The organism is Amycolatopsis acidiphila (assembly GCF_021391495.1).
Lineage (GTDB): Bacteria > Actinomycetota > Actinomycetes > Mycobacteriales > Pseudonocardiaceae > Amycolatopsis_E > Amycolatopsis_E acidiphila.
In genome coordinates this window covers 2,571,866-2,598,827 of sequence record NZ_CP090063.1, presented here as the reverse complement: position 1 = coordinate 2,598,827, position 26,962 = coordinate 2,571,866, and the positions used below count along the sequence as shown (strand labels likewise).

Sequence of the window (26,962 nt, the reverse complement as noted above, 5' to 3'; positions counted from 1 at the left end):
CCACCAATCCGGTAGAAACACTCGTGCACCTTCTGATCCGTACCCACTTAGAGTGTGTCTCATTTGGTGAGTTTCTTATAGCAGGTGAGGGTGGCGGCGAGGGTGAGGAAGGCGCAGAAGTGGTTGGCGTAGCGGTCGTAACGGAGGCTCAGCCGGTGGTAGCCGAAGAACCAGGCGATGGATCGCTCAATGACCCAGCGGTGTTTGCCGAGTTTCTTGCTCGACTCGATGCCTTTGCGGGCGATGCGGACGACGATGCCGCGGTCGCGGACCCAGTCGCGCAATTCGGCCTGATCGTAGGCTTTGTCGGCGTGCAACTTGCCGGGCTTACGGCGGCGCGGTCCGCGCCGGGACGTGACCGCGGGAATGGCCATGACCAGAGGCTTGAGGGCATAAGAGTCGTTGGTGTTGGCCGCGGACACTGCCACCGACAACGGCAGGCCGGCGCGGTCGGACAAAACATGGATCTTCGAACCGGCCTTGCCCCGGTCGACCGGATTTGGGCCAGTCATGGATCCCCTTTTTTGGCCCTGACGGATGCTCCATCGAGGACCGCGCGCGACCAGTCGATCTCGCCCTTACTGCCCAGTTCATCCAGGACCGCGCGGTGCAGCCGTGGCCACAAACCAGCCTTGGTCCACTCGGTGAACCGCCGATGCGCGGTCGGCACGGTGACACCGAACGAAGGCGGCAGATACCGCCACGCACATCCGCTGGTCAGCACGTACACCACCGCCGTGAACACCATCCGGTCATCAACCGGCGCACGGCCACCACCCTGCGGGCGTACGGAAAACGACGGAAGCAAAGGCTCCACCAGAGCCCACAACTCATCCGGCACCAGCCGCCGGGACAACGCATCAACCACAACACATGATCATGCACCACCAGCCGCAAGATCCATACGAGACACGCTCTTAGCCGACGTGCTGCACATTCTCCGGCGTCGTGTACCACGACGTCGGCGACGTCCCCGGCGCCACCGGAACAGCGCCCTCGCTCGGAACACCCTGCGGCCAGCCACTCATTGTCGGATCCCGCTCCGATACCGGTCGGACCCGCACGGAACGGCGGTCCGTCCGCCTCAGTCTCCGGCCGGAGGGCGCCACACAAAAGGGACCGGTTCACTCATCGGACCGGGAGCACACATGCCGCCCGGAAAGCTTTCCCGTCGCGTCGAGGCCCAGCAGTTGCAGGGTCCGCTGGTACTCGGTGCGCAGGATTTCCAGTGCCCGCGTCACTCCGCGCTCGCCGCCGGCCATCAGGCCGTACAGGTAGGCCCGGCCGGCCATCACGGCATCCGCGCCGAGTGCGACCGCGGCCGCGATGTCCTGCCCGTACCGGACTCCGCCGTCCAGCAGCACCGTCGCCCGCTCCCCCACCGCCTCCCGCACGGCCGGCAGCATGTCCAGCGTCGCCGGGGTGCGGTCGAGCTGACGCCCGCCGTGGTTGGAGACCACGACGCCGTCCGCACCGAGGTCCATCGCGCGTTTCGCGTCGGCGGGCCACAGCACGCCCTTCACCAGCAGCTTCCCCGGCCACGCCTGCCGCAGCCAGACCAGGTCCTCGTGACTGAGCCCGGGGTCGAACAGCAACCGCGCCACGTCGGCCGAGGAGCCGGGGAAGTCCCGGATCGAGGCGAACCCGACCGGCGGCGTGGTCAGCTTGTTGAACCACCAGTACGGAAAGCGTGCCATGCCCAGGAACGTCCGCAGGGTGAGCTCCGGCGGGATTGTCAGTCCATTTCGGACATCCTTGAGCCTGCGCCCGGCCACCGCCGTGTCGATGGTGAGCACGAGCGTGCTGAACCCAGCGTCCCGCGCGCGGTCCACCAGCTCGCGGTTGAGCCGCTCGTTGTTCGTCACGTAGAGCTGGAACCAGTTGTCGCCCGCCGGCGCGGCATCCCGCACGTCCTCCGCCGTCGCGGTGCCGACCGTCGACAGGGCGTACGGAATGCCGTTGCGCGCCGCCACTCGGGCGACGGCGGCTTCGCCCTCGTGGTGCATCATCCGGGTGTAACCGGTCGGGGCGAACACCAGCGGCAACGAGATCCGCCTGCCCAGCAACGTGGTCGACAGGTCGGGATCCCGCACCGGGTGCAGCGCCTCGGGCAGGAAGACCGTGTTCTCGAACGCCGCAGCGTTGCGCCGCACGGTCACCTCCGCGTCCGCCGCGCCGTCCACGTAGTCGAAGACCGCGCGCGGGGTGGTGCGCCTGCCGATCCGGCGCAGGTCCTCGATCGTCAACGCGCGCGCGAGACGCCTGTCCACCGGGTTCAGCGTGAACGCCCGGAACCGGACCAGCTCGCGGACCTCCGAGAGGCGCGGCAGCCGCCGGGCGACGGCCGGCGGGGCGTCGGGAGCGGTGTCAGGGAGCGTCACGGGCGGCCTTCTCCTCGGCGGTCGCGGTCTCCTGCTCGACGTAGCCGTAGACCTCCGGCAGGATGTAGGTCGCCGCGAGGTAACCCGTCAGCGACAGCACCGAGACCAGGACCGTCGCCGCCGGCACGCCGAGGCCGGAGAACAGGATGGGGAAGAAGAAGATCGACACGAAGGACGCCAGCTTCACGAAGATGTAGCCGAAGCCCGACGCGGTGGCGCGATATCGCGAGGGCGCGACCATCGACGCGATCGTCATGCCGTTGGACGCGTCCCAGTAGTGGCCGAACATCAGCCCCGCGGCGGCGAGCGGCACCAGCGGCTTCCAGTCGATCTGCAGGAACAGCGCCGCCAGCAGCAACGAGACGAACGCCATCCCGTAGCCGACGCGCGCCACTCCCCGGTGCCCGATCCTCGGGGTGACCAGTGGCGCGGTGAACCCGCCGATGGTCGCGATGACGTACACGCCCGCGGTGAGGAAGTTGGTCGCGGCGATCCCGGAGACGCCGGTGAGCACGAGGATCGTCGGCAGGTAGAAGCCGAAGGCGGCGAACTCGGCGCCCTGCATGGCGTTGGAGATCCACGCGAAGATGCTCGCCCGCCTGCGGGTCCGGTCGGCCCAGATGCTCGCCAGGAAGTCCCGGGTCCGTGGCCGTTCGATGTGGTGGTCCTCGTCGGGCAGCATGTCCAGGTTGTCGTCGAACATCTGCCGGGCGACCTTCTTGGCCTGCGCGAACTTCCCGCGCTGGACGAGCGCCAGCGCGGTGTCGGGCACGTCGAGCCGGAACACCAGCAACGCCAGCGCGGGCACCGCGCCGAGCCCGAGGCCGATCCGCCAGAGCAGCTCGTGGTCGACGCCGCTGAGGTACATGATCGTGATGACGACGATCGCGACGATCTCGCCGAGCCCGAACATGAACTGCCAGCGGTTGCCCATGACCTCCCGCTTGCCCTTGGGCATGCTCTCCATGATGTAGGCGTAGCCGGTGGAGATGTCGCTGCCCAGCGGGAAGCCGAGCAGCAGCCGGATGATCACCAGCTGCCACATGTTCACCGCGAACGCCTGCGCCAGCGCCAGCACGATGAACAGGATCATCGTGCCCAGGAACACCCGCCGCCGGCCGAGCCGGTCGGCGATCCACCCGCCGAACACGGCGCCGAACAGCGCACCGGCCTGCACCGCACCGGAGGCCAGCCCCAGCATCGCGGGACTGGGGTGCAGCTCGTCCTTGATGAACAGCAGCAGGAACGAGATGGCGTACAGGTCCCAGGCCTCGATGAGGATCGTGGAGATCATCAGCCAGCCCGCGCGGCGGCCGCCGCCGGTGCCCTCCTTGTTCAGCACATGCCTGGCCGCATGGTCGCTGAGGGCACGAAGTTGCGCCTGGTCCACACTCGGCTCCTTTGCCGGGAATCGCGACAGCCGAAAGTGTCACATCGGTGACCGGCGGTGTCCAGGGTTGGAAGACAACTTTCCGCCTGACGGATCAGTGCGGGTCCACAAAGGACTCCGAACGCGGTCACCGCCAGTTGCCGGTCTCCGGCCCCATGGCGCCGTGCTCGACCCCGCCCGCGCGGGTGTAGGTGCAGATCACGACCCCGCTGGGCATCGTGGTGACGGCGACGGGCAGCAGGGCGGACGGGACGGTGCCCGCGGCGAACAGGCGGGTGCCGGACCCGAGGAGCACGGGGAACACGAGCAGGTGGAACTCGTCTACCAGGTCGTGACGCAGCAGGGTCTGGGCCAGCCGGCCGCTACCGTGGACCTGGATCTCGCCGCCGTCCTCCTTCTTCAGCTTCGCCACCGCCTCCGCGACGTCGCCGGTGAGCAGCGTGGAGTTCCGCCAGGTCACGGCCCCGAGCGTGGTCGAGGCGACGTACTTGGGCAGGCCGTTCATCCGCGCCCCGATGGGGTCGTCGGCGTCGGCCAGCGGCCAGGTCGCGGCGAAGATGTCGTAGGTGCGGCGGCCTAGCAGGAGAGCTCCCGCCCGCGCCGTCACGTCGGTCATCAGCTGGATGAGCCGCTCGTCCACGTACGGCACGACCCAGCCGCCGTGCACGAAGCCGCCGTCGCGGTCCTCGTCGGGCCCGCCCGGAGCCTGCATGACGCCGTCGAGGGACAGGAAGGTGGTGATCGTCAGTTTCCGCATACCTCGGCGTCGAACGAGCGGCGACGGAATCGACAGGCCGCTGGAAGGAGCTCACCCCGTGCAGGCCCGTGCTGGTCTCGCCCGGCCACAGCGGCGCGCCGTCGCGGCGGATGCGCACCGCGATCCCCAGGGAGTACGGGTCGGCGGCCACCTCGGTCGCGGGCACGATCCAGGGCCCGGCGGCGCAGGCGCCGCGGAAGATCTTCGCCTGCGGCAGGTAGCGCGCGAGCCGATGCTCTTGAAGAACAGCTCGGGGCGTTTCGCCTGGTAGACCCGCGCGTAGATCTCCGCGTCGGTGCTCTCCTGCATCCGCGCCTCGCGGGAGACCTCGTAGGTCACCCCGGCGGCCCACACCTCGGTGTCGTCGTCGACCGGCACGTGCAGGCGGCGCTCCGGGGCTGAAGTCCGACGCACGGCCGGGCGCTAGTGGGAGTCGCGGGGGATGGTGTGGCCGCGGGTGCCGTGGAGGAAGTCGAAGTCGGCGCCGGTGTCGGCTTGTTGGACGTGCTGGGTGTAGAGCCAGGTGTAGCCGCTGGTGTAGGGGTTCTCGGGAGGGGTCCAGTGCTGGCGGCGTTGCTCGAGATCGGCGTTCCGGTGCGGCGGCTGTACTCGGTGCGCTGCCGGAACTTCTCCTCGAGGAACGCCGGGTCGGACGGCGCGTCCTTGCCGAGCCCGGCCGCGGCGTAGTCGTGGCAGGTGTACACCACGTTGTCCCACGGCTCGGCGAACACGTCGAACTCGGTGGCGTAGGTGTTGCCGTCGAGGAACAGCACGTGCCGGGGGTCGACCGCGCGGATCGCGCCGAGCAGCCGCCGGTAGAACGGGCCCAGCACCTGCCGGGACTCGTCGGCCGGCTCGTTCACCGGGTTGTAGCCCGCGACCCACGGGTTGTCACGGTAGCGGTCGGCCAGCGCCTCCCACAGGTGCACCGCGCGGTCCTGGAAGTGCGGATGCCGCCACAGCAGGGGAATGTGCGTGGGGTTGTCCGAATGCCAGTGGTGGTTCTGGGATCCGGGCAGCGCGTGCAGGTCGATGATGCTGTAGAACCCCTGCGCCGCACACAGCTCGTCGACGCGGTCGAGCCGCTGGAAACCCTTGTCCAGCAAGGTGAAGGGCGCGGCGTCGTCCTCGAAGTGCCGGTAGTTGACGGGAATGCGCACGGAGTTCACCCCCGCCCCGGCGAGGAACCGGGCGTCCGCCTCGGTGAAGAACACCTCCAGCAGCCGGTCGAAGAACAGCTCCGCCCGCTCCGGCCCGAGCACCGCGCCGACCGCGGCGCGCATCATGGACTCGTTCGCGGGATAGCCGGTGATGAAGTTCTCCATGTTCAGCCAGCCACCGAGACCCACGCCCAGCAGCCGGACCGGCGTCCCGGCCTCGTCGACGAGCCGGACGCCGTCCGTGCGCAGGAACCCGGTCACGAACCGAACAGGTCGGTGGCCGACGCCCGTTCGGCCAGCAGGCCGCAGCCTTCGACATCGCGCACGTCGTCGGCGATCAGCACGTCGTAGCGCAGGGTCAGGGTGTCGCCGGCGGCCACGTCGTGCTCGGTGTCGTAGAACGGCGCCGGGCACACCACGGCGTACATCCCGGCGCGCACGAACCACTTCGTCGGGTGGCAGTAGTTCGACGGGTGGTCGGTGAAGACCACTGTGGACCCGACTCCCGCGCCGTCGTGCCTGCCGACGAAGCCGAGCCAGGGCGCGGTGCAGCCCATCAGCTCGTCCCCACCGGTTCCCTCGGGCGTGACGACGACGCCACCGGAGAACGAGCGCGGGCCGCGCCAGAACAGCCCGCTGTACCCGGCCGCCTCCCGGCCCTTGGTCGTCGGGCTGCCGAAGGACACCGTCTCGCCGCTGGTGTTGCGCATCTGCGAGGCGTAGCACAGCTGCCAGGCGCCGAGGTCGGGATGCGCCCGCACGGAGAACCGCCGGACCTCGGTGAACATCAGCTTCCCGGCTTGGGTGACCCACTCCAGGTCCTGGGCGACGTCGATCTGCTCCGGGCGCGCGTCCAGCCGCGAGAAGCCCACGTGCTTCTGGGTCCCGTCGTTGTCCAGCTGGCGGTAGCCCTCCCCGCGCAGGTAGGTCGGGCCGCCCCAGAAGTTCTCCGCCCCCACGTTGCACAGCGACCAGGAGATCCCCTTGTGCCACACGTGGTCGTGCGGCCGGTAGAGGCTCACCAGGTCCCCGCCCAGGGTGCGCAGGGGATGGAAGTACGGCTTCGGCGCCTCCAGCTGCGGCTCCCACGGCTGGTAGACGTAGCGGAACAGCTCCGCTCCGCGCCAGCGGGCGGTCAGCGCCTTGTTCTGCTCGTGCACCAGGCTCAGGCCCGGCTCGGCGGGCTCCTCGCCACCGGGGCCGGCGACCCGGCCCAGTTCCAACCCAGCAGTCACGGCTGTCCCTTCTCCTCGGCGGTTCCGGAAAGCGCTTTCCCAGCCAGTGCGGCGCACGTGGCGGGGTCGAGCAGGCCGTTCGCGACGGCCACCCGGTAGTGCAGCCGGAGGGTGTCCCCCGGCTCGAACGTGTACTCGGTGTCGAAGAACGGCGCCGAGCCCAGGCACGCGTACGGGTTCACGCGCACGAACCAGCGGCGCGATCCGCGCTCGTTCGCCGGCAGCGCCGAGGTCGTGGTGCCCGGTGGCGTCGGCGGCGACGAGCTGATGGGCGCGGACGGGCGGTGGATGGCGATGCGCGGCCGGCACGACGAGAGCGACCGCCGCAGCACGCTGGTCTTCGCGGATCTGGGCGCCGACCCGCGGCTGCCCGCGCCAGAACAGGCCGCCGTAGCCGGCCTGCGGGCGCCCCTTCGTGGTCGGGCTGCCCAGCACGACGGGACGGTCCGCGACGTTGGTCAGCTCGCCGGCGAAGTCGAGCACCCACGCGTCCCCGTCGACGTGCACCGACAACGAGCGGACCTCCTGCGCGGGAGGGAAGTCGGGTGAGTCCGCGCCTTCCCAGCACAGCCGTTCGACGATCCGGACCACGCCGCCGGACAGCTGGAGCCGGTCGAAGGACTCGTGCCGGATCCGGCCGTGGTCGTCCCAGGTCCGGTAGCCCTCGCCGGGGACCCACGTGTGCCCGCCCCACACGTTGTGCTCGCCGTAGTTCGCCACGCCCAGGTACAGGCCCTTGTGCCAGATGTGGTCGTGCGGCCGGTAGAGGCTCACCACGTCCCCGGCGAGGCTGCGCATCGGGTGCAGGAACGGCTTCGGCGACTCCAGCGCGGGCTCGCCCGGCACGTGCACGTAGCGGAACAGCTCCGTGCCGCGCCAGGCGACCGAGACCGCGGCGTCCTCGTCGTGGTGCAGGGCGAGCCCGCTCACCACACCGGCCCGGCGCCCTGCATGAACCGGTAGAACGGCGACTCGGGGCCGAGGTCGCCGGGCCGCACGGCGGACCTGGTGAACGCCGAGGCGTAGATCCCGGCGATCAGCTGCAGAGTCGGGCGGGCGTCCGAAGTGGACACCGGAGGGGCGGTGCCGTCCCGCAGCGCCCGGACGACCTCGCGGAACTGCGCCAGGTGCTCGCTGCGCACCTGGGACGGTCCCGCTGCCCAGGCCGCGGTCACCTCCTCCTCGTGCCCGGGCGCCGGGGTCACCCGCCAGTCCGCGTCGGTGTAGCCGTAGAGGTGGGTCAGCTCGACGGTCGCGTGCTCGAAGTCGAAGCGCAGGTAGCTCTCCTCGCGCGGGGACAGGATGCTGTTGACCACCGAGGCGACGGCGCCACCGGCGAACTCGACGTGGGCCAGCGACAGGTCCTCGGTCTCCATCACCCTGGCCTGCTGCCGGGCCAGCGCGCTCACCGACGTCCACTCCCCCAGGATCGAGAGCATCAGGTCGATCTGGTGGATGCCGTGGCCCATCGTCGGGCCGCCGCCCTCGGTGTCCCAGCGGCCACGCCACTCGACGTCGAAGTAGGCCTGGTCGCGGAACCAGGTGGTGTTGCACAGCGCGAGCAGCGGCCTGCCCGCGATGCCCGAGCGGAGCAGCTCGCGGATGCGCAGCGCGCCGGAGCCGAAGCGGTGCTGCGACACGGTCGCGACGTACCTGCCGGTCTGCTTCTCGGCCTCGATGAGCCGGTCGAACTCGGCGAGGGTGAGCGTGGCCGGCTTCTCGACGACGACGTGGCTGCCCGCCTCCAGCGCGGCCAGCGCCACCGGCACGTGCGCGCCCGGCGGGGTGCAGATGTGCACCAGGTCGGCCTCGGTGCCGGCGAACAGGGCTTCGGCGTCGGCGTAGCCGGCCTCGATGCCGAACTCGGCGGTGAAGGCGGCCAGCCGGTCCGGGTCGGTGTCGGCAGCGGCGACGAGCGCGACCTCGCCGGTCTCCTCGGCGATCCGGCGCAGCGACTCGGCGTGCCGGCGGGCGATGTTGCCGGTGCCGACGATGGCGGCGCGGAAGGGCTTCATCGCTGCTCCTGGAGGTGCGGGGCGATCAGCTCGCGGTGCCGGCGGACGAGGTCGGCGAGCACATCGTCGAGCGGCCTTGCGGCGACCTCGGCGTTCATGACCTCGACCTCGACGTCGCCGGTGTAGCCGAGCCGGCTCACGTCGCGGGTGAAGGCCGGCAGGTCGATGTGACCGTCGCCAGGCAGCCCACGCGAGCGCAGGGTGTCGGCGGCGAGCGGCAGGCACCAGTCGGACACCTGGTAGCTCGCGATGCGCCCGGCCGTGCGCGGCAGGTCCTCGGCCAGCCGCGGGTCCCACCACAGGTGGTAGGTGTCGACGACGACGCCGACCTGCTCCGCGGGAAACGGCTCGGCCAGCGCGAGCGCCTGGCCGAGGGTGGAGACGACGGCGCGGTCGGCGCAGAACATCGGGTGCAGCGCCTCCACCGCGAGCCGGACCCCGCGCGCCCCGGCCTCGGGCGCGAGGAACTCCAGCGCCGCCATCACCTTGGCGCGCGCGCCCGGCAGGTCCTTGGATCCGGCGGGCAAGCCGCCGGCGACGAGCACCAGGCACGGGGCGCCGAGAGCGGCCGCCTCGTCGAGGGCACGCAGGTTGTCCTCCAGCGCCGCCCGGTCCCCGCCGGTGAAGAAACCGCCACGGCACAAGGAGGACACCCGGATCCCGGCGTCCGCGACGAGCTTCGCGACCTCCTCGATCCCGGCCTCGGCCACCGGCTCCCGCCACAGCCCGACCGCCGGGATGCCATGCCGCACACAGCCTTCGACCAGCTCGCGGGTGTCGCGACCGGCCACGGTGATCTGGTTGACCGACAACCTCATTGCGCCACCCCGCTCACCTCGAGCAGCCCGCGCATCCGGCGCGCCGCCAGCTCCGGGTCGGGGAACAACCCGGCCTCGTCGGCCAGCCGGAACACCTCGCCCAGGTGCACCAGGCCACGCGCGCTCTGCAGCCCGCCGACCATGACGAACCCCGGCTGGTGCCCGGAAAGCCAGGCCAGGAAGGCGATGCCCGTCTTGTAGTACTGGGTCGGCGCGCCGAACACGTGCCGGGACAAGGCGACCGTCGGCTTCAGCGCGGCCGCGTAGGCCTGGTGGTCGTCCCGGTCGAGCGCCGCCAGCGCGGCGGAGGCGGCGGGGGTGATCGCCGCGAACGCGCCGAGCAACGCGTCGCTGTGCCCGTGTTCGTCGCCTTCGATGAGCTCGTCGTAGTGGAAGTCGTCGCCGGTGTAGAGCCGGACTTCCGGCGGCAGCGCGCGCCGCAGGCCGACCTCGTGCTCGATGTCCAGCAGCGAGGTCTTGATCCCGTCGATCACGTCGGCGTGCTCGCGCACCAGCCCCAGCACGGTCTGGGTCGCCTTCGCCAGATCGCTCGAGCCCCAGTAACCGGCCAGCTGTGGGTCGAACATCTCCCCCAGCCAGTGCAGGATCACCGGCCCGCGCACCTGCCGCAGCACCCGGTCGTACACCGTCAGGTAGTCCTCCGGCGTGCGCGCGAGGCGGGCGAGCTGCCGGCTCGCCATCAGCACCGGCCGCGCGCCCGCACCCTCGACGACCGCCAGCTGCTCCTCGTACCCGGCGGCCACGTCGCCGAGGGACCGCACATCGGCGGGCAGGTGGTCGGTCCCGGCCCCCGCGCAGATCCGCGCACCGCTGTCGAGGGCCTGCCGCGCGCTGCGGCGGATCAGCTCCTGCGTCACCGCCCAGTCCAGGCCCATGTTGCGCTGCGCGGTGTCCATCGCCTCGGCGACGCCGAGGCCGTAGGAGAACAGGTGCCGCCGGAACGCGAGTGTGGACTCCCAGTCGAGCACCGCCGGGGCGCCGAACCCGTTGTCGCCACGGGGATCCGCGACGACGTGCGCCGCCGCGTAGGCCACCCGGCTCTGCGCGGGGGCGGCCGGTTTCGGCCAGTCCCCCGGTTCGCCCAGGGTGATCCGGCGGACGCCGCCGTCCACCGGGATCGTCACGGCGCTCACAGCGACAGCTCCGGCAGGTCGACCCACCGCCGTTGCTCCGAGGCGGCGAGCCCGGCCTGGGCCAGGTTGATCCCGCGCGCGCCGGACATCAGGTCGTAGACGTGTGGCCGCCCGGCGAGCGCGTCGCGCAGGAACAGCTCCCACTGCGCCTTGAACCCGTTGTCGAACTCGTCGTTGTCGGGCACCTGGGACCAGCCGGCGCGGAAGTCGAAGGCCGCGGGCAGGTCGGGGTTCCAGACCGGCTTCGGGGTTTGCGCCCGGTGTTGGACCACGCAGTCGCGCAGGCCGGCGACGGCGCTGCCCTCGGTCCCGTCCACCTGGAACTCGACCAGCTCGTCGCGGTGCACGCGGACGCACCAGGAGGAGTTGATCTGGGCGATGACACCGCCGTCGAGCTGGAAGATGGCGTACGCGGCGTCGTCCGCCGTCGCGTCGTAGGCGTTCCCGCTCTCGTCCCAGCGCGTCGGCACGTGCGTCACCGCGGCCGCGGAGACACTGCGAACCCGGCCGAACAGGTTCTCCAGCACGTAGTTCCAGTGGCAGAGCATGTCGACGGCGATCCCGCCGCCGTCCTCGATGCGGTAGTTCCAGCTGGGTCGCTGCGCCTCCTGCCAGTCGCCCTCGAACACCCAGTAGCCGAACTCGCCGCGCACGGACAGGATGCGGCCGAAGAAGCCGCCCTCGACCAGGCGCCGGAGTTTGAGCAGGCCGGGCAGGAACAGCTTGTCGTGCACGACGCCCGCGGTGACCCCGGCCTCGGCGGCCTGGCGGGCCAGGGCGACCGCCTCCTCGACGGTCGTCGAGACGGGCTTCTCGGTGTAGATGTGCTTGCCCGCGGCGATGGCGGCGGCGAGCGCGCCGCCGCGGGCCGAGGTCAGCTGGGCGTCGAAGTACACCTGCACCTCGTCGTCGGCGAGCACGGCGGCCAGGTCGGTGCTCCAGCGCTTGACGTCGTGCCGCTGGGCGATGTCGCGCAACTTCGCCTCGTTGCGGCCGACCAGCACCGGCTCGACCTGCACCTTCCGGCCCTCGCCGAGGTCGAGCCCGCCCTGGTCGCGGATCGCGAGGATCGAACGCACCAGGTGCTGACGGTAGCCCATCCGCCCGGTGACCCCGTTGAGCGCGACGGTGATGGTGTCCATGAACTTCCAGCCTCCAAATCGTGGAAAGCGCTTTCCCCAACATAGAGTCCGGGCCCCGCCCGGAGCAAGGGGCAAAACCGGGTGTCAGCCCGGGGGCGACGGATCGGTGCTGGCGCGGAGGATGACGTCGCCGGTCACGTACTTCACCCGCGGCGCGGCGGCACCGGACTGCTCCAGCACGAACCGCATGGCGTCCCGCCCGACCGCCTCCAGGTCGATCCGCACCGTGCTGAGCGGGGGAAACGTGTCCGCCGCGGACGGGATGTCGTCGAACCCGGCGATCGCCAGGTCCTCGGGCACGCGGTAGCCCAACTCCCTGGCGCCGGCCATCGCGCCGATGGCCATGACGTCGTTGACCGCGAACAGGCAGCCGATGTCCGGGGACCGCTCCAGCAGCTCCCGCGCGGCCTGCTGGCCGCCGTCCCTGGTGAACTCGCCGTGCTGCAGGTTGCGCGCCGCCAGCCGCGCCCCGGTGCCGCGCAGGCCGCCGCGGAAACCGGTCACCCGCTCCGCCGCCGTCTGCAGGTCCGCGGGCCCGCTGAGCACGCCGAACCGGGTGTGGCCCTGCGCGACCAGTGCGCGGGCCAGGTCGGCGGCGCCCTCGGCGTTGCGCACCGCGACGGTGTCGATCTGCAGCGTCGGCTGGCTGACCGCCGCGGCCCGCCCGCCGTCCTCGCGGAACGCCCGCAGCTCCTGGATCAGCCGCTGCTCCGCCGCGGGGTCGGCCCGGCGGCTGCCGACCAGCAGGATCGCCATCGGCCGCTGGCGGCGCAGCGCGCCGAGGTACTCGACCTCGCGCATCGGCCGGCCCTTGGTGCTGGCCAGGGTCACCAGCAGGCCCTGCTCCTCGGCCTCGGCGGTCACCCCGGCCGCGATCGAGGAGAAGTACGGGTCGGCGATGTCGGAGACGATCAGCCCCACCACGGAGTTCACGCCGCGCGCGATCGCCTGCGCGGACGCGTTCGCGCTGTAGCCGAGCCGTTCGGCCGCCTCGGTGACCTTCTTGATCAGCTCGGGCGCGGGACGGCGGCTCACGCTGCCGTTGACCACGCGCGAGGCCGTCGCGAGGGACACCCCGGCGGCGCGGGCGACGTCGAGCAGCGTCACCGACGACCGGGGCCGCGCGGGGCGGGCCCGGCGGCCGGTCTGCCCGGAGCCGGTGTCCATGGGCCCGATCCTGCCAGGCATCAGGTCCCGGCAGGCGGGGTGGTCGCGCCTTCGCGGGGATAGGGCGCGAGGTAGCCGCACATGCCGAAGGCGCTTTCCGGCGGGGCGGCGAGCCGGGCGACGGTGGCCTCCCGCAGATGGCTGCCGTCGCCGCGGCGCAACGCTTCGATCTGCGCGCCGGTCCGTTTCGCCGCCGCCAGCGCCTTCTCCCGCCAGGCCTTCTCCCACTCGTCGAGCCTGTCCCGCACGAGGGCGACGGCGGCGGCGTGGAACTCCTCCAGTGCTCGCGGGCCGCCGGCGACGAGTTCGCCGAACCCGGCGATCGCGAGGTCCCGCCTGCGGCGGGCACGCTCCTCCCGCTCCGCGGCCCCGCCGTTGCCCAGCGACGCGACCGACGCATACGTTTGCGGACTCGCCAGGTACTCCGGCGGGAAGGTCAGCACCGCGTCCCCGGCCTCGGGCAGCCCGTCGTTCTGCATCACGACCTGCACCCGCAGATCGCCGGTGTTCACCGCGCGGTGGATGGTGCCCGGGGTGAACCACACCGCGTCCCCCGCGGCGAGCGAGACCTTCCGCAGGCCTTCGGCCGTCAGGGTGTGCAGCTCGCCGGTGCCGCCGAGCACGCAGTAGCACTCGGTGCAGGTCAGGTGCAGGTGCGGCGAGCCGCCGTGCAGGCCGTCGGCGGTGTCCCACGGGTACACCCGCAGCCGGGACAGGCCCACTCCCCCGGGCAGCAGCGGTTGCTCGGTCATGACTTCCTCTCGCGCGAGACGATCTGCGTCGGGTTCACAAAGGACAGTGCGAGCGCGAACACCACCAGTGACGTGGCCATGTAGCACACGGCCATCGCCGCCACGAGCGGTGGCGCCGAGCCCGCCGGGTTGGCCGCCGCGCCGAACACGGCGACGATCAGCGACTGGCTCTGCGGGCCCGCCACGAAGAACGTCAGCTCGAACGCACCGAAGACCCGGACCAGCGTCAGGATGCTCGCGGCGAGCACCCCGGGCAACAGCAACGGGCCGATGATCCGGCCGAACAGGTGCCAGGTGTTCGCCCCGCACATCCGCGCGGCCTGTTCGACGTCGGGCCGCACCTGCTCGACGAACGGGGTCATCACCAGGATCACGAACGGCAGCGCGGGCACCAGGTTCGACAGGATCACGCCGGGCAGCGTGCTGCCCAGCCCGATCGTGTAGATCAGCGAGGACAGCTGGGTGGCGTACGTCAGCGGCGGCAGCAGGATCGGCAGCGCCAGCAGCACCATGACCAGCGACTTGCCGGGGAAGCTGCGCCGGGCCAGCACGTACGCGGCGGGCACGCCGGCCAGCACCGAGATCACGATGACGCTCACGCCGATCTCGAACGTGGTGAGCAGGTGGCTCGAGACCCCGTACGCGGGGTCGTTCCAGGCCTGCGCGAACCACGAGCCGGTGAACCCGGCAGGCAGCCAGCCGCCGCGCCACGCCGTGGCGAACGACTCCAGGATCAGGGCGGCGAACAGGCCCAGCAGGACGAGCACGAAGCAGCCGGCGGCGGTGTAGGTGAGCACGCCGGTGAGGGTGAACCTGCGGGGATCCCGGCGGCGGGTTCCGGCCGGGCCGGCGACGACCGGCGGGGCGGTGAGCGTGGTTGTCATGGTCTCAGCCCTTTCCACCGCTGGCGGCGCCCCGGTACAGGCGCGTCCGGAGTGCGGTCAGCAGGCCCAGCACGAGCAGTTCGACGAGCACCATGATGGTGGCGTCGGCCGAGGCGGCCGAGTAGTCGAACCGCTGCTGGGCGGCTTCGTAGATGGGGATCGACAGCACGTGGGTCGAGGCGTTGGGCTCGCCGACCAGCACCGCCGAGGGGAAGATCGCGAACGCCTCGACGAGCGCGAGGCTCAGCGTGGTGACCAGCCCGGGCAGCACCAGCGGGAAGGTCACCCGCCAGAACCGCACGGTGCGCCCGGCGCCCAGGGTCGCCGCCGCGTCCTCCAGCGCGGGGTCGATCCCGCCGAAGAACCCGATGAGCAGCAGCAACATCAGCGGCACGATGCCCAGCACCCCGGCGACGAACGTGCCCCAGTAGCTGTAGAGCACCGAGACCGGGCCGAGGCCGATCCCGCCCAGCACCAGGTTGACCCAGCCCGACGGCGAGAAGATCGTGGTCAGCCCCTCCGAGAGCACCACGCTGCCCAGCGTCACCGGCAGCAGGAACAGCAGCGTGATGACGCGTTTGCCGCGGAAGTCCCGGCGCAGCCGGTAGGCCAGCGGCAGCGCGATCAGCAGGCTCGCCGCCGCCACCGGCAGCGCGAGCCGCACGGTGTACCAGATGGTCTGGCTCTGGTAGGGGTCGGTGAAGAAGTCGCGGTAGTTCGCCCACGCTCCCCCGTTTTCCGGGCTGAACGAGATCAGCACGCCGTAGACGAACGGGTAGACGAACAGCAGGCCGACGATCGCGACGGCCGGGATGAGCAGCAGCAGGGCCCGGTCGATGCCGCGGTCCGCCAGCCGCGCGCCGAGCGACTGGGTGGCCTGCTCTGGCGCCATCGCCGGGCGGGCGGGTGCGGCCGTGGCCATCACGCGACCTGCTCCGCGAGCTCCCGCAGCTGCGAGGTCTCCGCGCCCGGGTAGACCAGCACCCGCTCGGGGCGCACGCGCAGGGCGAGCGTGTCGCCGCGGCGCACCCGCTGGTCGGTGCTCAGCCGCAGCACCTCGCCGCTCGCGGTGGAGACCTCGGCCTCGACGGCCCGGCCGTGATACTCGACGACCTCGACGGTGGCCCCGATCGTGCCGGCCTCGCCGGGGGTGGCGAGCACCAGGTCGTCCGGGTGGATCGCGAGGGTGACCTCGTCCCCGCGGGCCACCGGCGCGGCGGACATCAGCGAGCCCTGCAGAGTGTCGCCGCCGACGGCGACCCGCGCGTGCGAGGCGTCGGCCTGCTCGACGGTGGCCGTGAACGTGTTGCGGTAGCCCATGAACCGCGCGACGTACGCTGATTCCGGGGCGCTGTAGAGCTGTTCGGGCGGCCCGATCTGCTCGACGCGCCCCTCGCGCATCACCACGACGGTGGTCGCCAGCGAGAGCGCCTCGCTCTGGTCGTGCGTCACGTAGACCGTCGTCAGGCCGAGCGACTCGTGCAGCCGCTTGATCTGCGCGCGCAGCTCGACCCGCAGCCCGGCGTCGAGATTGGACAGTGGCTCGTCCATCAGCACGATCTGCGGCTGGAACGCCAGCGCCCGCGCGATCGCGACCCGCTGCTGCTGGCCGCCCGAGAGCTGGCCGGGCCGCTTGTGCTCGTGCCCGGTCAGCTGCACCGTGCGCAGCGCCGCGCGCGCCTTCTCCCGGCGCTCGTCGCGGCCGGCCTTGCGCATCGCGAGGCCGAACTCGACGTTGCGCTGCACCGACAGGTGCGGGAAGAGCGCGTAGTTCTGGAACACCATGCCGAAGCCGCGCTTCTCGGCGGGCAGGGTGTCGATCCGCTCCTCGTCGCGCCAGATGCTGCCCGAGGACAGCGGCTGCAGGCCGGCCAGGCAGCTGAGCGTGGTCGACTTCCCGCAGCCCGACGGGCCGAGCAGCGCCAGGAACTCGCCTCGCGCGACCTCGAGGGACAGCTCGCTCAGCGCGGCGATCCGGCCGAACCGGCGGGAGATGCGGTCCAGCCGCAGTGACGTGAACGGCTGGGGGGAAACGCTGGTCATGGGGTGCCTTCCTGTCCGGGGACCGGGCGTCATTCGCCGACGTGGCTGCCGATCTTGCGCTGCCACAGGTCGAACGCGGTGCGGAGGACGAGCGGATCGAGCGGGGCGTTGACGGTGCCGGTCCTGAAGGCCTGCGCGAGGAAGTCGGGCCGCCCGAACTTCGCGACGGCGGCCTTGCCCGCGTCGCCGGCCTGCGTGAGCGGGGCGTCGGTGACGGCGGGGCTGATCGTGCCCGACTCGTACGTGCGGACCTGCTGCTGCGGCTGCAGGACCCAGCTGATGAAGGCGAGGTCGACGTACAGCGTCTCGGGCGAGACCCCGCGGGGCACGAGCATGAAGTGCCCGTCCATGATCCACGCCTGGTCGGCGAGGATGCCCATGTCCGCGTCCGGGCCCCACACGTTCTGCCGGTGGTTGTTGAAGTCCGAGGCGGTGGACGTGGGCACGATCCAGACGCTGCCGTCGGCGAGCTGCTTGTTCATGATCGTCGAGCTGGCCGGGTAGGCGGCGACGTAGCGGCCCAGCTCGCGCAGGTAGTCCCAGGTCCTGGTCCAGCCGTTGACCGGGTCCGCGGGGTTGGCATCGCCCAGCTCGTAGGGCAGCGACATCATGAACTGCCGTCCGGGTCCGGAGTTCGGCGGCTGCGCGTAGGTGAACTTCCCCGGGTTCGCCTTGGCCCAGGCCAGCAGCTCCTGCGGGTTTCCCGGCAGCGCGGGGACGTGCTTGGTGTCGTACTCCCAGGCGGGCCCGCTCGGGCTCCACAGGTTCATGATCCCGGCGCCGCCGACGAGCGCCTGCAGCTTCGCGCGCGGCGGGTCCTGGATCTTGCTCAGATCCGGCAGCAGGTCCTGGTGGTCGGGCAGCAGCGGGGTGAGCAGCTTCTGCTGCTGCAGCGCGCCGACGATGTCCGTGCCGCCCAGGATGAGCGAGGTGTCGACGTGGTTGCTCAGCTCCTGCGCGCGCAGCTTGCCCAGCACGTCCGGCGAGGACGCCGTCTCGTACCGGATCCCGCTGACCAGCTCCGGGTGCGCCTTGGCGAAGTCGTTGTAGATCTTCTGGTAGACCTGCAGGTCGCCGGACCCGTCGAGCAGCGTGAGCGTGATCGGGTGCCCGGGTTTTCGCGGGGTGATGTGCTCCGGCGCGGCGCTGAGGCTGGGCGGGCTGCACGCCGCCGTCACCGCCGCCGCGAGCACGACCGCCACGGCGAGGATCAGGGCACGACCTCGACGAGCCACTGGCCGACCTTCCTGTGAGCCCGCGACGACGACTTCGCTGTCGTTTCGGAAACCGCTTTCCCGAACCGTACGACACGAGTCCCTGGATGTGCAACGGGCTCCGGCGGCCCCGCCCGGTTCCGCCCGCTCGCCCGGAAGCCGTTGAACAGCAAGCGAACCACCTCGCGAAAAGGCCCTTGCCAGCGATACGGGGGCGGAGGTACGGTCAGCTCGTCAATGTTTCGGGCACCGAAAGTTCTGGTGGGCGAAGTGAGCAAGGACCAAGCACGTCCCGCGGCACCGGGCAGCCCGGCCGCACAGCCCTTCGGGGAGACACTGTTGTCGTTCGCCGGCCGGCTGACCCGGCTGCAGACGGAGATCCTCGCCGGGCTCGACGTGCCGCTGACGATCCGTCAGTACCGGATCCTCTCCAGGGTCGACGCGGGGCACACATCGCTGATGGCGCTGTGCCGCCTCGCGCACCGCAACCCGCCCACCATGTCCGAAAGCGTCAACAAGCTGGTCAAGCAGGGACTGCTGACCCGTGAGACGGAAGCGGCGGACCGGCGCACCATGGCACTGGCGCTGACCGCGGCCGGGCGCGAGGCCCAAGAGGCGGGCCGCCTGGCACTGGAGAAGTTCAGCGCGGAGCTCACCGCCGGGCTGGACGAGCACATCAGAGCAGATCTCCTCACCGTCATGCACCGGCTCTACTCCGAGACCGAGAGCCTTCTCGACGATCGCTGACGGTCGAGGGGTGGTCGTGCACAGAGAGGTGTCACCACCCATGGCCAGAACAAGCGGCACGGACGGGCAGCTGCTGCACCGTCTGGACCACTCCCCCTTCACGCGGACGCACACGCGGTTCTACCTGACCGCGCTGGCGGGACACTTTTTCGACGGCTTCACCATCAACCTCACCGGCTTCGTGCTGCCCGGGGTGATCGCGGCCTTCGCGCTCACCAGCGGCGAGGCCGGGGTGCTCAGCTCAGCGCTGTTCGCGGGCATGCTCGTCGGGGCGGCCATGGCCGGCATCGTCTCCGACCGGCTGGGTCGCCGGTACCCGCTGGCGCTGTCGATCCTGATCTTCGGCGGGTTCTCGCTGCTGGCGGCGGCCGCGTGGAACTACCCGGTGCTCGTCGCCGCGCGCACCGTGCAGGGCATCGGGCTGGGCGCGGAGATCGCGATCGTGCTGCCCTACATCGCGGAGTTCGTGCCGACCCGCAGGCGCGGGCCGCTGGTCACGCTCGCGACCGCGGCCTGGCTGATCGGGCTGCCGGTCGCGTCGGCCGTGGCGATCGGGATCGTGCCCGCACTGGGCTGGCGCTCGATGTTCTTCGTCGGCACGATCCCGGTGCTGATCGCGCTGCTGGTCGCGCTGACCCTGCCCGAATCCGTGCGCTACCTGTTGCGGCGCGGCAAGCGCGAGCAGGCCACCGAGATCGTCGAGCTGCTCACCCGGGGCTCGGTGGCGCCGGGTTCCGGGCAGGCGGACCCGCCGGCGGCACACGGCAACGCCGCCGGCTCGGTACGGGACCTGTTGCGCGGCAGGTACTCCCGCTACACCATCGCGATCTGGGTGATGGAGGTCTGCGCCGGGGCGTTCCTCTACGGACTGTCCACCTGGCTGCCCACGGTGCTGAAGTCACATGGCATCGGGCTGCTGTCGAGCTTCGCCTACACCGGCATCATCACCGCCGCGGGCGTCGCCGGCGCGGTGGTCGCGGGCCAGCTGGTCAACCGGTTGGGCCGCCGCTGGGCGCTGGCGCCGGCGTTCCTGCTCAGCGGGCTGCTGTGCCTGCTGTGGGGCGCGGTCTCCGGCACCTCCGCCGTGGTGCTGACCGGGGCGCTGGCGACGTTCTTCGGCAGCGGGGTCGCGGGCAGCACGCTGTTCGTCTACGCCAGCGAGCTGTACCCGACCGCCAACCGCGCGACGGGCCTGGGCTGGGCGGCGGCCTGGCAGAAGGTGGGCGGGCTGCTGATGCCGGTCACGGTGGGGTTCGTGCTGTCCTGGCACGCCTCCTCCTACGTCTTCTTCCTGCTCTTCGCCGTCATCTCGGCCATCGCGGCGACCGCCGGGCTGATCGCGACCCTGGAGACGCGCGGCAAGAGCGTCGAGGAGATCGCCACCGAGATGTCCACTCCGGACAGCAACGCCGAGAACCTGGTACGCACCACTGTGGAATTGGGGAACGAATGACGAACGACCTGCAAGAGCGGGACCTGCGCCACCGCCGGGTCCGCGAGGGTATGGCCGAGGCGGGACTGGACCTGCTGCTCGCGTTCGGACCGGGCTGGCGCCGCGAGAACGTGCGCTACCTGGCCGACGCGCGGGTGGGCGGCAGCGCGGCGTTCGTCGCGCTGCCCGCGACCGGCGACCCGGTCGCCTACTCCACCCGGCGCCAGGACATCCCGGAGATCACCGCCCGCGGCTGGGTCACCGACGCGCGGTTCCTGGACCCCGCCGAGCCCGCCGGGTTCGTCACCGGGCTGCGCGACAGCGGTGCCCGCCGGGTCGGCATCGCGCACTACGAGCTGCTGCCGTCGATGTTGCTGAACCTGGTGCGGGAAGCCTTGCCGGGCGCGGAGATCGTGTCCGCCACCGCGATGCTGGACAACGCCCGCCTGGTCAAGAGCGAGTGGGAGCTGGCCAGGATGCGGCGCAGCGCCAAGGTGTGCGCGGCGGGCTGGCGCGCGTTCGTCGACGTGCTCGAACCCGGCCTGCCCGAGTACCGGATCGTCGCCGCGGTCGAGGCCGAGATCAAGCGGCTCGGCGCGGAGGACAACTTCATGCTGATCGCGTCCGGCAAGGACGAGGTGCGCGGGATGACCCCGCCCTCGGCCCGGCTGCTCGAGACCGGCGACATGGTGCGCACCGAGCTCACCCCCCAGATGGACGGGTACTGGCTGCAGATCTGCCGCTCGGCGGTGGTCGGGCGCGCCAGCGACGCGCAGAAGCGCTCCTTCGACCTGTTCAACGAGGCGGTCGAGGCCGGGATGGCGGTGGTGAAGCCGGGCATCACCGCGCACGAGGTGGCGGTGGCGCAGAACGACGTCTTCCGCCACCACGGCTACGGCGAGTACTGCACCAGCCAGTACACCCGGGTCCGCGGCCACGGCCACGGGCTGCACCTGGACGAGACGCCGATCATCGAGGGCAACCACACGGTGCTGCCGGAGAACGCGGTGTTCATCATCCACCCCAACACCTACACCCCCATCGCGGGCTACCACGTGCTCGGCGACCCGGTCCGGGTCACCGCCGACGGCTGCGAGGTCCTGCTCGAAACCGAGCGCAAGCTCTTCGAAACGAACGAGGTGAACGCCTGATGAAGCGAGGCCTGGTCGTCCTCGACCCCGCCGAGATCCCGGAAGCCGAGTGGCGGCAACGCATCGACCGGGTCCGCGAGCAGCTCGGCGCGGAGGGTGTCGAGGTCGCGCTCGTCTACGGCGACGTGTACCGCTCCGACGACATCGCCTACCTGAGCAACCTGTGCATCTACTGGAACGAGGGCATGCTGGCGATCCCCGTCGACGGCGAGCCCGCGCTGCTGACGAAGCTGTCGCCGCGGGTGCACACCTGGATGCGCCGGACCTCCACGCTCACGGATCTGCGCAGCGGCAAGGCGTTCGGCGCGCTGGTCGCCGCGCTGCTGGACGAGCGCCGGCCGGGCACGCTCGGCATCGTCGACGCGAGCCTGTGGCCGACCGCGCTGATCGACGAGGTGGGCGCCGCCGCCCCGGGCTGGGTGGTGCGCCCGCTGGAAGGACTGGTGCGGCAGTTCCGCCTCCAGCCTTCCGAGCCGGAGAAGTCCCTGCTGCGGCAGGCAGGCGCGGTGCTCGCCGAGGCCGCGACCGCGGCCGACGGCCTGCCCGGTCAGGAGAAGATCTCCGCCGCCGAGCGGGTGGTCCGCTCTGGCGGGTTCACGGATGTGCTCGTGCGCGCGACGCCGACCTCCGTGGAGATCACCGGGCAGTACCGCAACAGCTGGCTGCGCGTGGCCCGCGACGCCTCGCTGGCCGAACGGCTGCGCGAAGCCGTGAGCACCGTCGGCGACGGGGTGCGGACCGGCGCGGTGCGCGGTGCCCGCGTGGTGCACCACGCCGACCTGTCCACCGACGGCGAGTACGCCGGCCAGTCCGGCGACCGCGTGCTCAACGCCGGAGAGGTCGTCGTGGTCGCCGTGGAGGACGGCGGCGCGGTCGCCGCCGACACCGTACTCGTCACGAACTCCGGAACGGAGGTGCTGACCGCATGAGGATCCTGTCCAATGCGGACGTCGAGAAGGTGCTCACCCCCGGTGAGACCATCGACGCGCTGGAGACCGCCTACCGCGAGCTCTCCTCGGGGCTGGGCGCGAACCGCCCCCGCAACCACACCTACTTCCCGGTGGAGGACCCGCGGCATCCCGGCTTCCGGTTCCGCTTCAAGTCACAGGAGGGCGGCAACGTCTCCAGCGGGGTGTGGGCGCTGCGCATCACGTCGGACATCGCGGGTGTCGAGACACTGCCCAGCGGCGTCAAGCGGCGGCGCCTGATCCCCGCCGCGCCGGGTGGCCGCTACGTCGGGCTGGTCACGCTCTACAGCATGGAAACCCTGGAGCCGCTGGCGATCCTGCACGACAGCTTCATCCAGAAGATGCGCGTGGGCGCGACCTCCGCGCTCGGCATCCGCGAACTGTCCAATGCGGACGTCCGGGTTGCGGGCATGTTCGGCTCCGGCTGGCAGGCCGAGGCCCATCTGGAGTGCCTGCTCATGGTGCGCCCGGAGATCGAGGAGGTCCGGGTCCACAGCCCGACGCCGGAGCACCGGAAGACCTTCGCCAAGACGTGGAGCGAGCGCACCGGACGCCGGATCGTCGCGGCCGAAAGCCCGCGCGAAGCCGTCGAAGGCTGCGGGATCGTCACCTGCGCGACCGCGGCGATGGACCCCTGCTTCGAGGGTGCGTGGCTCGAGGCCGGCGCCCACGTCACCGCCATCACCTCACCGGACGGCACGGCGACCCGGCGCGAGCTGGACGACGCGACGTTCGACCGGGCGGACCGGATCGTGGTGCTCTCGCGCGAGCAGGTCCACCACGACAAGCAGTTCGACATCCTCGGCCCGGTCGAGCGCGGCCGGATGAAGTGGGAGGACATCAAGGAGCTGGGCGATGTCCTGCTCGAAGACGGGCCCGCGCGCGCCGGCCATGACGACGTGACGGTCTTCGCCAACAACACGGGCATGGGCATCCAGTTCGCGGCGGTGTGCGCCCGCGCGCTGAAGCTCGCCGAGGAGCGCGAGCTGGGTCATGTCGTGCCCACCGACTGGTTCCTGGAGGAGACGAGCCCGTGACGGACACGAGAACCGGTGGCGCACCGATCCTGTTCGGCGACGACGTGAACACCGACGTGATCATCCCCGGCCGCTACCTGGTCAGCATCGACCCGCAGGAGCTGGGCGAGCACGCGTTCGAACCGCTCGGGCGGGAGGTCCAGGAGCACCTGCGGCGCAGCGACGTGCTGGTCGCCGGGCGCAACTTCGGCTGTGGCAGCGCCCGGGAACAGGCGGCGAGCTGCCTGATCGGCGCGGGCATCAAGGCGGTGCTGGCCGTCTCGTTCTCGCGGGTGTTCTTCCGCAACGCCATCAACACCGGGCTGATCGCGGTGGAGTGCCCCGAGGCGGTCGCGGCGGTCGGCGAGGACACCCCGGTCTGGGTCGACCACGACGCGGGTGTGGTCGAGGTGGGCGAGCAGCGCTTCGGTTTCGCGCCCTACCCGCAGGGCATCAAGGACATCCTGGCCAGTGGGGGTCTCATCCCCTACCTGATGCGGAGGAACGCATGACCCCCAAGACCTTCGCGCAGAAGGCACTCGAGCGCGCCTCGGGCGAGCAGGACCTCGCCCCGGGGCAGATCGTGGACGCCTATCCCGACCTGTACATGAGCCACACGGCGAGCTGGCGGTGCATCCGGACGCTGGAGCGGATGGGCGTCGAGCAGCTCTACGACGTGGGCCGCATCGCGATGGTGATGGACCACATCTCCCCGGCGCAGACGGCGAAGACGGCGGCGGACCACCAGCTGTGCCGGGAGTTCGCGCAGCGGATGGGCGTGCGGCACTTCTTCGACGTCAACGCCGGCATCGCGCACATCGTGCTGATGGAGCACGGGCTGATCAAGCCGGGACAGCTGGTGATCGGCACCGACTCGCACTCGACGATCTACGGCGCGCTGGGCGCGTTCGGCACCGGCGTCGGCTTCAGCGAGATCACCGCGGCCTGGGTCACCGGGAAGCTGTGGATGAAGGTGCCGCAGAGCATCCGGGTCGAGGTCGAGGGCGAGCTGCCGGCCGGCACCTACCCCAAGGACGTGATGCTGCGGCTCATCGGCGACCTCGGCGCGGACGGGGCCACCTACTGCTCGGTCGAGTTCGGCGGCTCGTTCACCGAGGCGATGTCGGTGTCGGAGCGGATGACGTTCTGCAACCTGGCCATGGAGATGGGCGCGAAGAACGCCTTCGTCGCCCCGGACGAGACCACCGTCGGCTACCTCGACGAGGCCGGCGCGCGGGACTACGAGGTGCTGCTGCCCGACCCGGGCGCGCAGTACCAGCGACGGCTCACCGTCGACGGCTCGTCGCTGACACCCCAGGTCGCGGTGCCGCACACCGTCGACAACGTGGTCGGGGTGGACGAGGTCGCGGGCACGAAGGTGAACCAGGTGTTCATCGGCTCGTGCGCCAACGCGAAGTACGACGACCTCGCGATCGCGGCTCGGGTACTGGCCGGGCACCGGGTGGCCGACGGGGTGCGGCTCATCGTCACGCCCGCCTCGGCCACGGTCATGGCGAAGGCGGCCGCGGACGGAATCGTCAGCACGCTCATCGAAGCCGGCGCGATGATCACCAACCCCGGCTGCGGGGCGTGCGCGGGCAACGGCGGCGCGATGGCCGACGGCGAGGCCACCTTCTCCACCGCCAACCGGAACTTCCAGGGCCGGATGGGCAGCTACGACTCGAAGATCTACCTGGGCAGCCCGGCCACCGCGGCGGCGACCGCGATCCGCGGCAGCATCGCCCACCCGGCGGAGATCATGGCGGTGGCGGGATGAATGTCGTCGAGAAGATCCTCGCCCGCGCCAGTGGACGGTCGTCGGTCGAGCCCGGGGAGATCGTCATCGCGAACGTGGACCGGCTGATCATGCACGACCTGTCCGGTTACCTGACCGCGGGCGTGTTCGACAAGCAGGTCGGCGGGAAGGTGCGTCATCCCGACCGCGTGGTGATGGTGTTCGACCACCACTTCTCCCCGCCGACCGAGCAGCAGGCGACGGTGCTGCAGGCCAACCGCGACTGGGCGGCGCGCCACGGCATCCGGCTGTTCGACTGCGGCAACGGCAACCTGCACCACGTGCTCGTGCGGCGCGGGCTGGTCAAGCCGGGCATGATCGTGGTCGGCTCGGACAGCCATACGCCCGTGCACGGCACCGTCGGCGCGCTCGCCGTGGCGCTGGGCAACGACTCCCACGCCGGAACCGTGCTGCCCTACGGCAAGGCGTGGTTCAAGGTGCCGCACACGGTACGGATCGAACTGTCGGGCACCCCGCAGCCGGGCACCTCGGCGCGGGACATCGCGCTGTGGCTGGTGGCGCGGATCGGCGAGGGCGAGCTGAACTACGCGGCGGTCGAGTTCGCCGGGCCGTACGTCAAGCAGCTCGAGTTCTGGGACCGGTGGCTGTTCCCGTTGCTGTGCGTGGATCTCGGCGCGAAGTGCAGCTTCGTGGAGCCGGACGACGCGACCGAAGCCTTCCTGCGCGGCCTGCCCGGCGAGCTGCCCGCGGAGTTCCCGCGCAGCGACGGCGGCGAGGCCGCGCAGGTGCTGCGCTTCGATGTCGGCGAGGTGGGCCCGCAGGTGGCCTGTCCGCCCACTGTGGGCAACGTGAAGCCGGTCGCCGACGTGGCGGGCAACGCGGTCGGCTGGGCGGAGCTGGGCGGGCACGGCGGCGGGCGGCTGGAGGACATCCGGATCGCGGCCGCGCTTCTTGCGGGGCGGGCGGTGCACCCCTCGGTGCGGTTCAACATCGTGCCCTCGAGCCGCGAGGTGTTCACCGAGGCGATGCGGGAGGGCCTGGTGCTGCCGCTGCACGAGGCGGGCGCCACCTGGTTCCCGCCGAGCACGGGGTCGAACCAGGCCTACAACATGGGCGCGATGGCGGCGGGCGAGGCGATGATCTCGACGCATTCGCGCAACTTCCCCGGCCGCAACGGAAGCCCGGAGGCGCGGATGTACCTGGCGTCGGCGGCTTCGGTCGCGGCGGCGGCGCTGACCGGCGTCATCACCGATCCCACGGAGGTGCGGGCATGAGGTTCACCGGCCGCTGCTGGAAGTTCGGCGACAACATCCCGACCGACCGGCTCGTGAAGTCCAAGTACGTGTTCGAGCCGATGGAGGAGATCGTCAGGCATGTGCTGGAGGACCTCAACCCGGAGTTCCCGCGGCAGGTTCGCTCGGGTGACATCGTGGTTGCGGGGCGGCACTTCGGCCAGTCCTCGGGCCGGGCGATCGCGACGAAGGCGTTGCGGGCGACGGGAATCGGCTGCGTCGTGGCCGACACGTTCGCGCGGACGTTCTACCGCAACTGCTTCGAGATCGGTCTGCCCGCGCTCGCACTGGACGGCGCCACGGCCCTCGTCTCCGACGGAGACGAGATCACGGTGGACATCGCCACGGGCGAGTTCCGCAACGAAACGACGGGCGCGACGCGCAGCGCCGAGCCCGCGGACCCGTTCCTGCTGCAGATGCTCGAGGCGGGCGGCCTGATCAAGCTGGCGGCTTCGCGGAGCGATCTTTTCGCCTGAAGAACCGGCGGG

Annotated in this window: 26 protein-coding genes and 3 pseudogenes; 11 read left to right on the top strand and 18 right to left on the bottom strand. The window is 71.2% G+C overall.

Annotation, left to right across the window (positions count from 1 at the left end):
- Positions 1–59 precede the first annotated feature (59 nt).
- From LWP59_RS12620 to LWP59_RS12605, 4 genes are all read right to left on the bottom strand, one after another.
- Positions 60–868, bottom strand: a protein-coding gene (locus LWP59_RS12620) for an IS5 family transposase (protein ID WP_186383041.1) whose coding sequence is annotated in 2 segments (ribosomal slippage) — positions 60–520 and positions 520–868 — 810 coding nt in all. Because the reading frame shifts where the segments join, the coding sequence is not laid out codon by codon here.
- 256 nt (positions 869–1,124) lie between these two features.
- Positions 1,125–2,381, bottom strand: coding sequence for an alpha-hydroxy acid oxidase (locus LWP59_RS12615; RefSeq protein ID WP_144633211.1), 1,257 nt, complete (start codon positions 2,379–2,381; stop codon positions 1,125–1,127).
- Complete coding sequence (locus tag LWP59_RS12610; RefSeq protein ID WP_222425405.1) at positions 2,368–3,771, bottom strand: MFS transporter; 1,404 nt, start codon at positions 3,769–3,771, stop codon at positions 2,368–2,370. The genes LWP59_RS12615 and LWP59_RS12610 overlap by 14 nt, the downstream gene beginning before the upstream one ends.
- Positions 3,772–3,898: 127 nt before the next feature.
- Positions 3,899–4,528 (bottom strand): dihydrofolate reductase family protein, encoded by a 630-nt coding sequence (locus LWP59_RS12605; RefSeq protein WP_144633207.1) that lies wholly within the window; start codon positions 4,526–4,528, stop codon positions 3,899–3,901.
- A 68-nt stretch (positions 4,529–4,596) separates the two neighbouring features.
- On the opposite strand from LWP59_RS12605, the gene LWP59_RS12600 reads away from it, so the two are divergent.
- Positions 4,597–4,749 (top strand): hypothetical protein, encoded by a 153-nt coding sequence (locus tag LWP59_RS12600; RefSeq protein WP_186383040.1) that lies wholly within the window; start codon positions 4,597–4,599, stop codon positions 4,747–4,749.
- A gap of 114 nt (positions 4,750–4,863) precedes the next feature.
- Here LWP59_RS12600 and LWP59_RS12595 read toward each other — a convergent pair whose 3' ends face one another.
- The 3 genes and pseudogenes from LWP59_RS12595 to LWP59_RS40960 all read right to left on the bottom strand — a co-directional run bounded on the left by LWP59_RS12595 (position 4,864) and on the right by LWP59_RS40960 (position 7,105).
- The gene (locus LWP59_RS12595; RefSeq protein WP_222425404.1) at positions 4,864–5,949 is read right to left on the bottom strand and encodes a cellulase family glycosylhydrolase; all 1,086 of its coding nucleotides are present in this window, start codon (positions 5,947–5,949) and stop codon (positions 4,864–4,866) included.
- Positions 5,946–6,806 (bottom strand): annotated as a pseudogene (locus LWP59_RS40965) (DUF6807 domain-containing protein); the annotation flags it as partial. The pseudogene LWP59_RS40965 and the gene LWP59_RS12595, both read right to left, overlap by 4 nt.
- A 113-nt stretch (positions 6,807–6,919) precedes the next feature.
- Positions 6,920–7,105: a DUF6807 family protein gene (locus LWP59_RS40960; RefSeq protein WP_373299728.1), complete on the bottom strand. Its 186-nt coding sequence runs from the start codon at positions 7,103–7,105 to the stop codon at positions 6,920–6,922.
- Between LWP59_RS40960 and LWP59_RS40955 the strand changes: the two are divergent.
- Positions 7,035–7,280, top strand: a pseudogene (locus LWP59_RS40955) (hypothetical protein); the annotation flags it as partial. The gene LWP59_RS40960 and the pseudogene LWP59_RS40955 overlap by 71 nt on opposite strands.
- Before the next feature lie 6 nt (positions 7,281–7,286).
- Here the strand turns inward: LWP59_RS40955 and LWP59_RS40950 are convergent.
- The 11 genes and pseudogenes from LWP59_RS40950 to LWP59_RS12540 form a co-directional block, all read right to left on the bottom strand.
- Positions 7,287–7,853 (bottom strand): annotated as a pseudogene (locus LWP59_RS40950) (DUF6807 family protein); the annotation flags it as partial.
- On the bottom strand, positions 7,850–8,938 hold the full coding sequence (locus tag LWP59_RS12585) for a Gfo/Idh/MocA family protein (RefSeq protein WP_144633201.1): 1,089 nt from the start codon (positions 8,936–8,938) through the stop codon (positions 7,850–7,852). The gene LWP59_RS12585 and the pseudogene LWP59_RS40950, both read right to left, overlap by 4 nt.
- The gene (locus tag LWP59_RS12580) at positions 8,935–9,756 is read right to left on the bottom strand and encodes a sugar phosphate isomerase/epimerase family protein (RefSeq protein WP_144633199.1); all 822 of its coding nucleotides are present in this window, start codon (positions 9,754–9,756) and stop codon (positions 8,935–8,937) included. Before LWP59_RS12580 ends, LWP59_RS12585 begins: the two co-directional genes overlap by 4 nt.
- Positions 9,753–10,910 (bottom strand): dihydrodipicolinate synthase family protein, encoded by a 1,158-nt coding sequence (locus LWP59_RS12575; RefSeq protein WP_144633197.1) that lies wholly within the window; start codon positions 10,908–10,910, stop codon positions 9,753–9,755. The genes LWP59_RS12580 and LWP59_RS12575 overlap by 4 nt, the downstream gene beginning before the upstream one ends.
- Positions 10,907–12,052, bottom strand: a complete 1,146-nt coding sequence (locus tag LWP59_RS12570; RefSeq protein ID WP_144633195.1) for a Gfo/Idh/MocA family protein — start codon at positions 12,050–12,052, stop codon at positions 10,907–10,909. Before LWP59_RS12570 ends, LWP59_RS12575 begins: the two co-directional genes overlap by 4 nt.
- An 84-nt stretch (positions 12,053–12,136) precedes the next feature.
- Positions 12,137–13,219 carry a LacI family DNA-binding transcriptional regulator gene (locus tag LWP59_RS12565; protein ID WP_144633193.1) on the bottom strand — a complete coding sequence of 361 codons (1,083 nt, stop codon included), beginning with the start codon at positions 13,217–13,219 and terminating at the stop codon, positions 12,137–12,139.
- A 20-nt stretch (positions 13,220–13,239) separates the two neighbouring features.
- The gene (locus tag LWP59_RS12560; RefSeq protein ID WP_144633191.1) at positions 13,240–13,971 is read right to left on the bottom strand and encodes a cupin domain-containing protein; all 732 of its coding nucleotides are present in this window, start codon (positions 13,969–13,971) and stop codon (positions 13,240–13,242) included.
- A complete protein-coding gene (locus tag LWP59_RS12555; protein ID WP_144633189.1) occupies positions 13,968–14,855 on the bottom strand; it encodes an ABC transporter permease in 888 nt (295 codons plus the stop codon). The genes LWP59_RS12560 and LWP59_RS12555 overlap by 4 nt, the downstream gene beginning before the upstream one ends.
- A gap of 4 nt (positions 14,856–14,859) precedes the next feature.
- Positions 14,860–15,777, bottom strand: a complete 918-nt coding sequence (locus LWP59_RS12550; RefSeq protein WP_222425403.1) for an ABC transporter permease — start codon at positions 15,775–15,777, stop codon at positions 14,860–14,862.
- Positions 15,777–16,898: an ABC transporter ATP-binding protein gene (locus LWP59_RS12545; RefSeq protein ID WP_144633187.1), complete on the bottom strand. Its 1,122-nt coding sequence runs from the start codon at positions 16,896–16,898 to the stop codon at positions 15,777–15,779. The genes LWP59_RS12550 and LWP59_RS12545 overlap by 1 nt, the downstream gene beginning before the upstream one ends.
- A 29-nt stretch (positions 16,899–16,927) precedes the next feature.
- Positions 16,928–18,133, bottom strand: a complete 1,206-nt coding sequence (locus tag LWP59_RS12540) for an extracellular solute-binding protein (RefSeq protein ID WP_186383038.1) — start codon at positions 18,131–18,133, stop codon at positions 16,928–16,930.
- A 249-nt stretch (positions 18,134–18,382) separates the two neighbouring features.
- Between LWP59_RS12540 and LWP59_RS12535 the strand changes: the two genes are divergently transcribed.
- Genes LWP59_RS12535 through LWP59_RS12495 form a run of 9 tightly spaced genes read left to right on the top strand, consistent with a single transcriptional unit; the run spans position 18,383 to position 26,950 of the window.
- Positions 18,383–18,859 carry a MarR family winged helix-turn-helix transcriptional regulator gene (locus LWP59_RS12535; RefSeq protein WP_186383037.1) on the top strand — a complete coding sequence of 159 codons (477 nt, stop codon included), beginning with the start codon at positions 18,383–18,385 and terminating at the stop codon, positions 18,857–18,859.
- Between the two features lie 40 nt (positions 18,860–18,899).
- On the top strand, positions 18,900–20,312 hold the full coding sequence (locus tag LWP59_RS12530; protein ID WP_144633181.1) for an MFS transporter: 1,413 nt from the start codon (positions 18,900–18,902) through the stop codon (positions 20,310–20,312).
- Positions 20,309–21,442, top strand: coding sequence for a M24 family metallopeptidase (locus tag LWP59_RS12525; RefSeq protein WP_144633179.1), 1,134 nt, complete (start codon positions 20,309–20,311; stop codon positions 21,440–21,442). Before LWP59_RS12530 ends, LWP59_RS12525 begins: the two co-directional genes overlap by 4 nt.
- Complete coding sequence (locus LWP59_RS12520; RefSeq protein ID WP_144633177.1) at positions 21,442–22,371, top strand: aminopeptidase P family N-terminal domain-containing protein; 930 nt, start codon at positions 21,442–21,444, stop codon at positions 22,369–22,371. The genes LWP59_RS12525 and LWP59_RS12520 overlap by 1 nt, the downstream gene beginning before the upstream one ends.
- Entirely contained in the window at positions 22,368–23,447 is a 1,080-nt protein-coding gene (locus LWP59_RS12515; protein WP_144633175.1) for an ornithine cyclodeaminase family protein, read from the top strand. Before LWP59_RS12520 ends, LWP59_RS12515 begins: the two co-directional genes overlap by 4 nt.
- Entirely contained in the window at positions 23,444–23,938 is a 495-nt protein-coding gene (locus LWP59_RS12510; RefSeq protein WP_144633173.1) for a LeuD/DmdB family oxidoreductase small subunit, read from the top strand. Before LWP59_RS12515 ends, LWP59_RS12510 begins: the two co-directional genes overlap by 4 nt.
- A complete protein-coding gene (locus LWP59_RS12505; RefSeq protein WP_144633171.1) occupies positions 23,935–25,203 on the top strand; it encodes an aconitase/3-isopropylmalate dehydratase large subunit family protein in 1,269 nt (422 codons plus the stop codon). The genes LWP59_RS12510 and LWP59_RS12505 overlap by 4 nt, the downstream gene beginning before the upstream one ends.
- Positions 25,200–26,456, top strand: a complete 1,257-nt coding sequence (locus LWP59_RS12500; protein ID WP_144633169.1) for a 3-isopropylmalate dehydratase large subunit — start codon at positions 25,200–25,202, stop codon at positions 26,454–26,456. Before LWP59_RS12505 ends, LWP59_RS12500 begins: the two co-directional genes overlap by 4 nt.
- Positions 26,453–26,950, top strand: a complete 498-nt coding sequence (locus LWP59_RS12495; RefSeq protein WP_144633167.1) for a LeuD/DmdB family oxidoreductase small subunit — start codon at positions 26,453–26,455, stop codon at positions 26,948–26,950. The genes LWP59_RS12500 and LWP59_RS12495 overlap by 4 nt, the downstream gene beginning before the upstream one ends.
- Positions 26,951–26,962 lie beyond the last annotated feature (12 nt).

Coding starts and splice junctions, on each gene's coding strand:
- LWP59_RS12605 (WP_144633207.1), bottom strand. CDS start 4,528: ATGCGGAAACTGACGATCACCACCTTCCTGTCCCTCGACGGCGTCATG.
- LWP59_RS12585 (WP_144633201.1), bottom strand. CDS start 8,938: ATGAAGCCCTTCCGCGCCGCCATCGTCGGCACCGGCAACATCGCCCGC.
- LWP59_RS12580 (WP_144633199.1), bottom strand. CDS start 9,756: ATGAGGTTGTCGGTCAACCAGATCACCGTGGCCGGTCGCGACACCCGC.
- LWP59_RS12570 (WP_144633195.1), bottom strand. CDS start 12,052: ATGGACACCATCACCGTCGCGCTCAACGGGGTCACCGGGCGGATGGGC.
- LWP59_RS12565 (WP_144633193.1), bottom strand. CDS start 13,219: ATGGACACCGGCTCCGGGCAGACCGGCCGCCGGGCCCGCCCCGCGCGG.
- LWP59_RS12560 (WP_144633191.1), bottom strand. CDS start 13,971: ATGACCGAGCAACCGCTGCTGCCCGGGGGAGTGGGCCTGTCCCGGCTG.
- LWP59_RS12555 (WP_144633189.1), bottom strand. CDS start 14,855: ATGACAACCACGCTCACCGCCCCGCCGGTCGTCGCCGGCCCGGCCGGA.
- LWP59_RS12550 (WP_222425403.1), bottom strand. CDS start 15,777: ATGGCCACGGCCGCACCCGCCCGCCCGGCGATGGCGCCAGAGCAGGCC.
- LWP59_RS12545 (WP_144633187.1), bottom strand. CDS start 16,898: ATGACCAGCGTTTCCCCCCAGCCGTTCACGTCACTGCGGCTGGACCGC.
- LWP59_RS12530 (WP_144633181.1), top strand. CDS start 18,900: ATGGCCAGAACAAGCGGCACGGACGGGCAGCTGCTGCACCGTCTGGAC.
- LWP59_RS12525 (WP_144633179.1), top strand. CDS start 20,309: ATGACGAACGACCTGCAAGAGCGGGACCTGCGCCACCGCCGGGTCCGC.
- LWP59_RS12520 (WP_144633177.1), top strand. CDS start 21,442: ATGAAGCGAGGCCTGGTCGTCCTCGACCCCGCCGAGATCCCGGAAGCC.
- LWP59_RS12515 (WP_144633175.1), top strand. CDS start 22,368: ATGAGGATCCTGTCCAATGCGGACGTCGAGAAGGTGCTCACCCCCGGT.
- LWP59_RS12505 (WP_144633171.1), top strand. CDS start 23,935: ATGACCCCCAAGACCTTCGCGCAGAAGGCACTCGAGCGCGCCTCGGGC.
- LWP59_RS12500 (WP_144633169.1), top strand. CDS start 25,200: ATGAATGTCGTCGAGAAGATCCTCGCCCGCGCCAGTGGACGGTCGTCG.
- LWP59_RS12495 (WP_144633167.1), top strand. CDS start 26,453: ATGAGGTTCACCGGCCGCTGCTGGAAGTTCGGCGACAACATCCCGACC.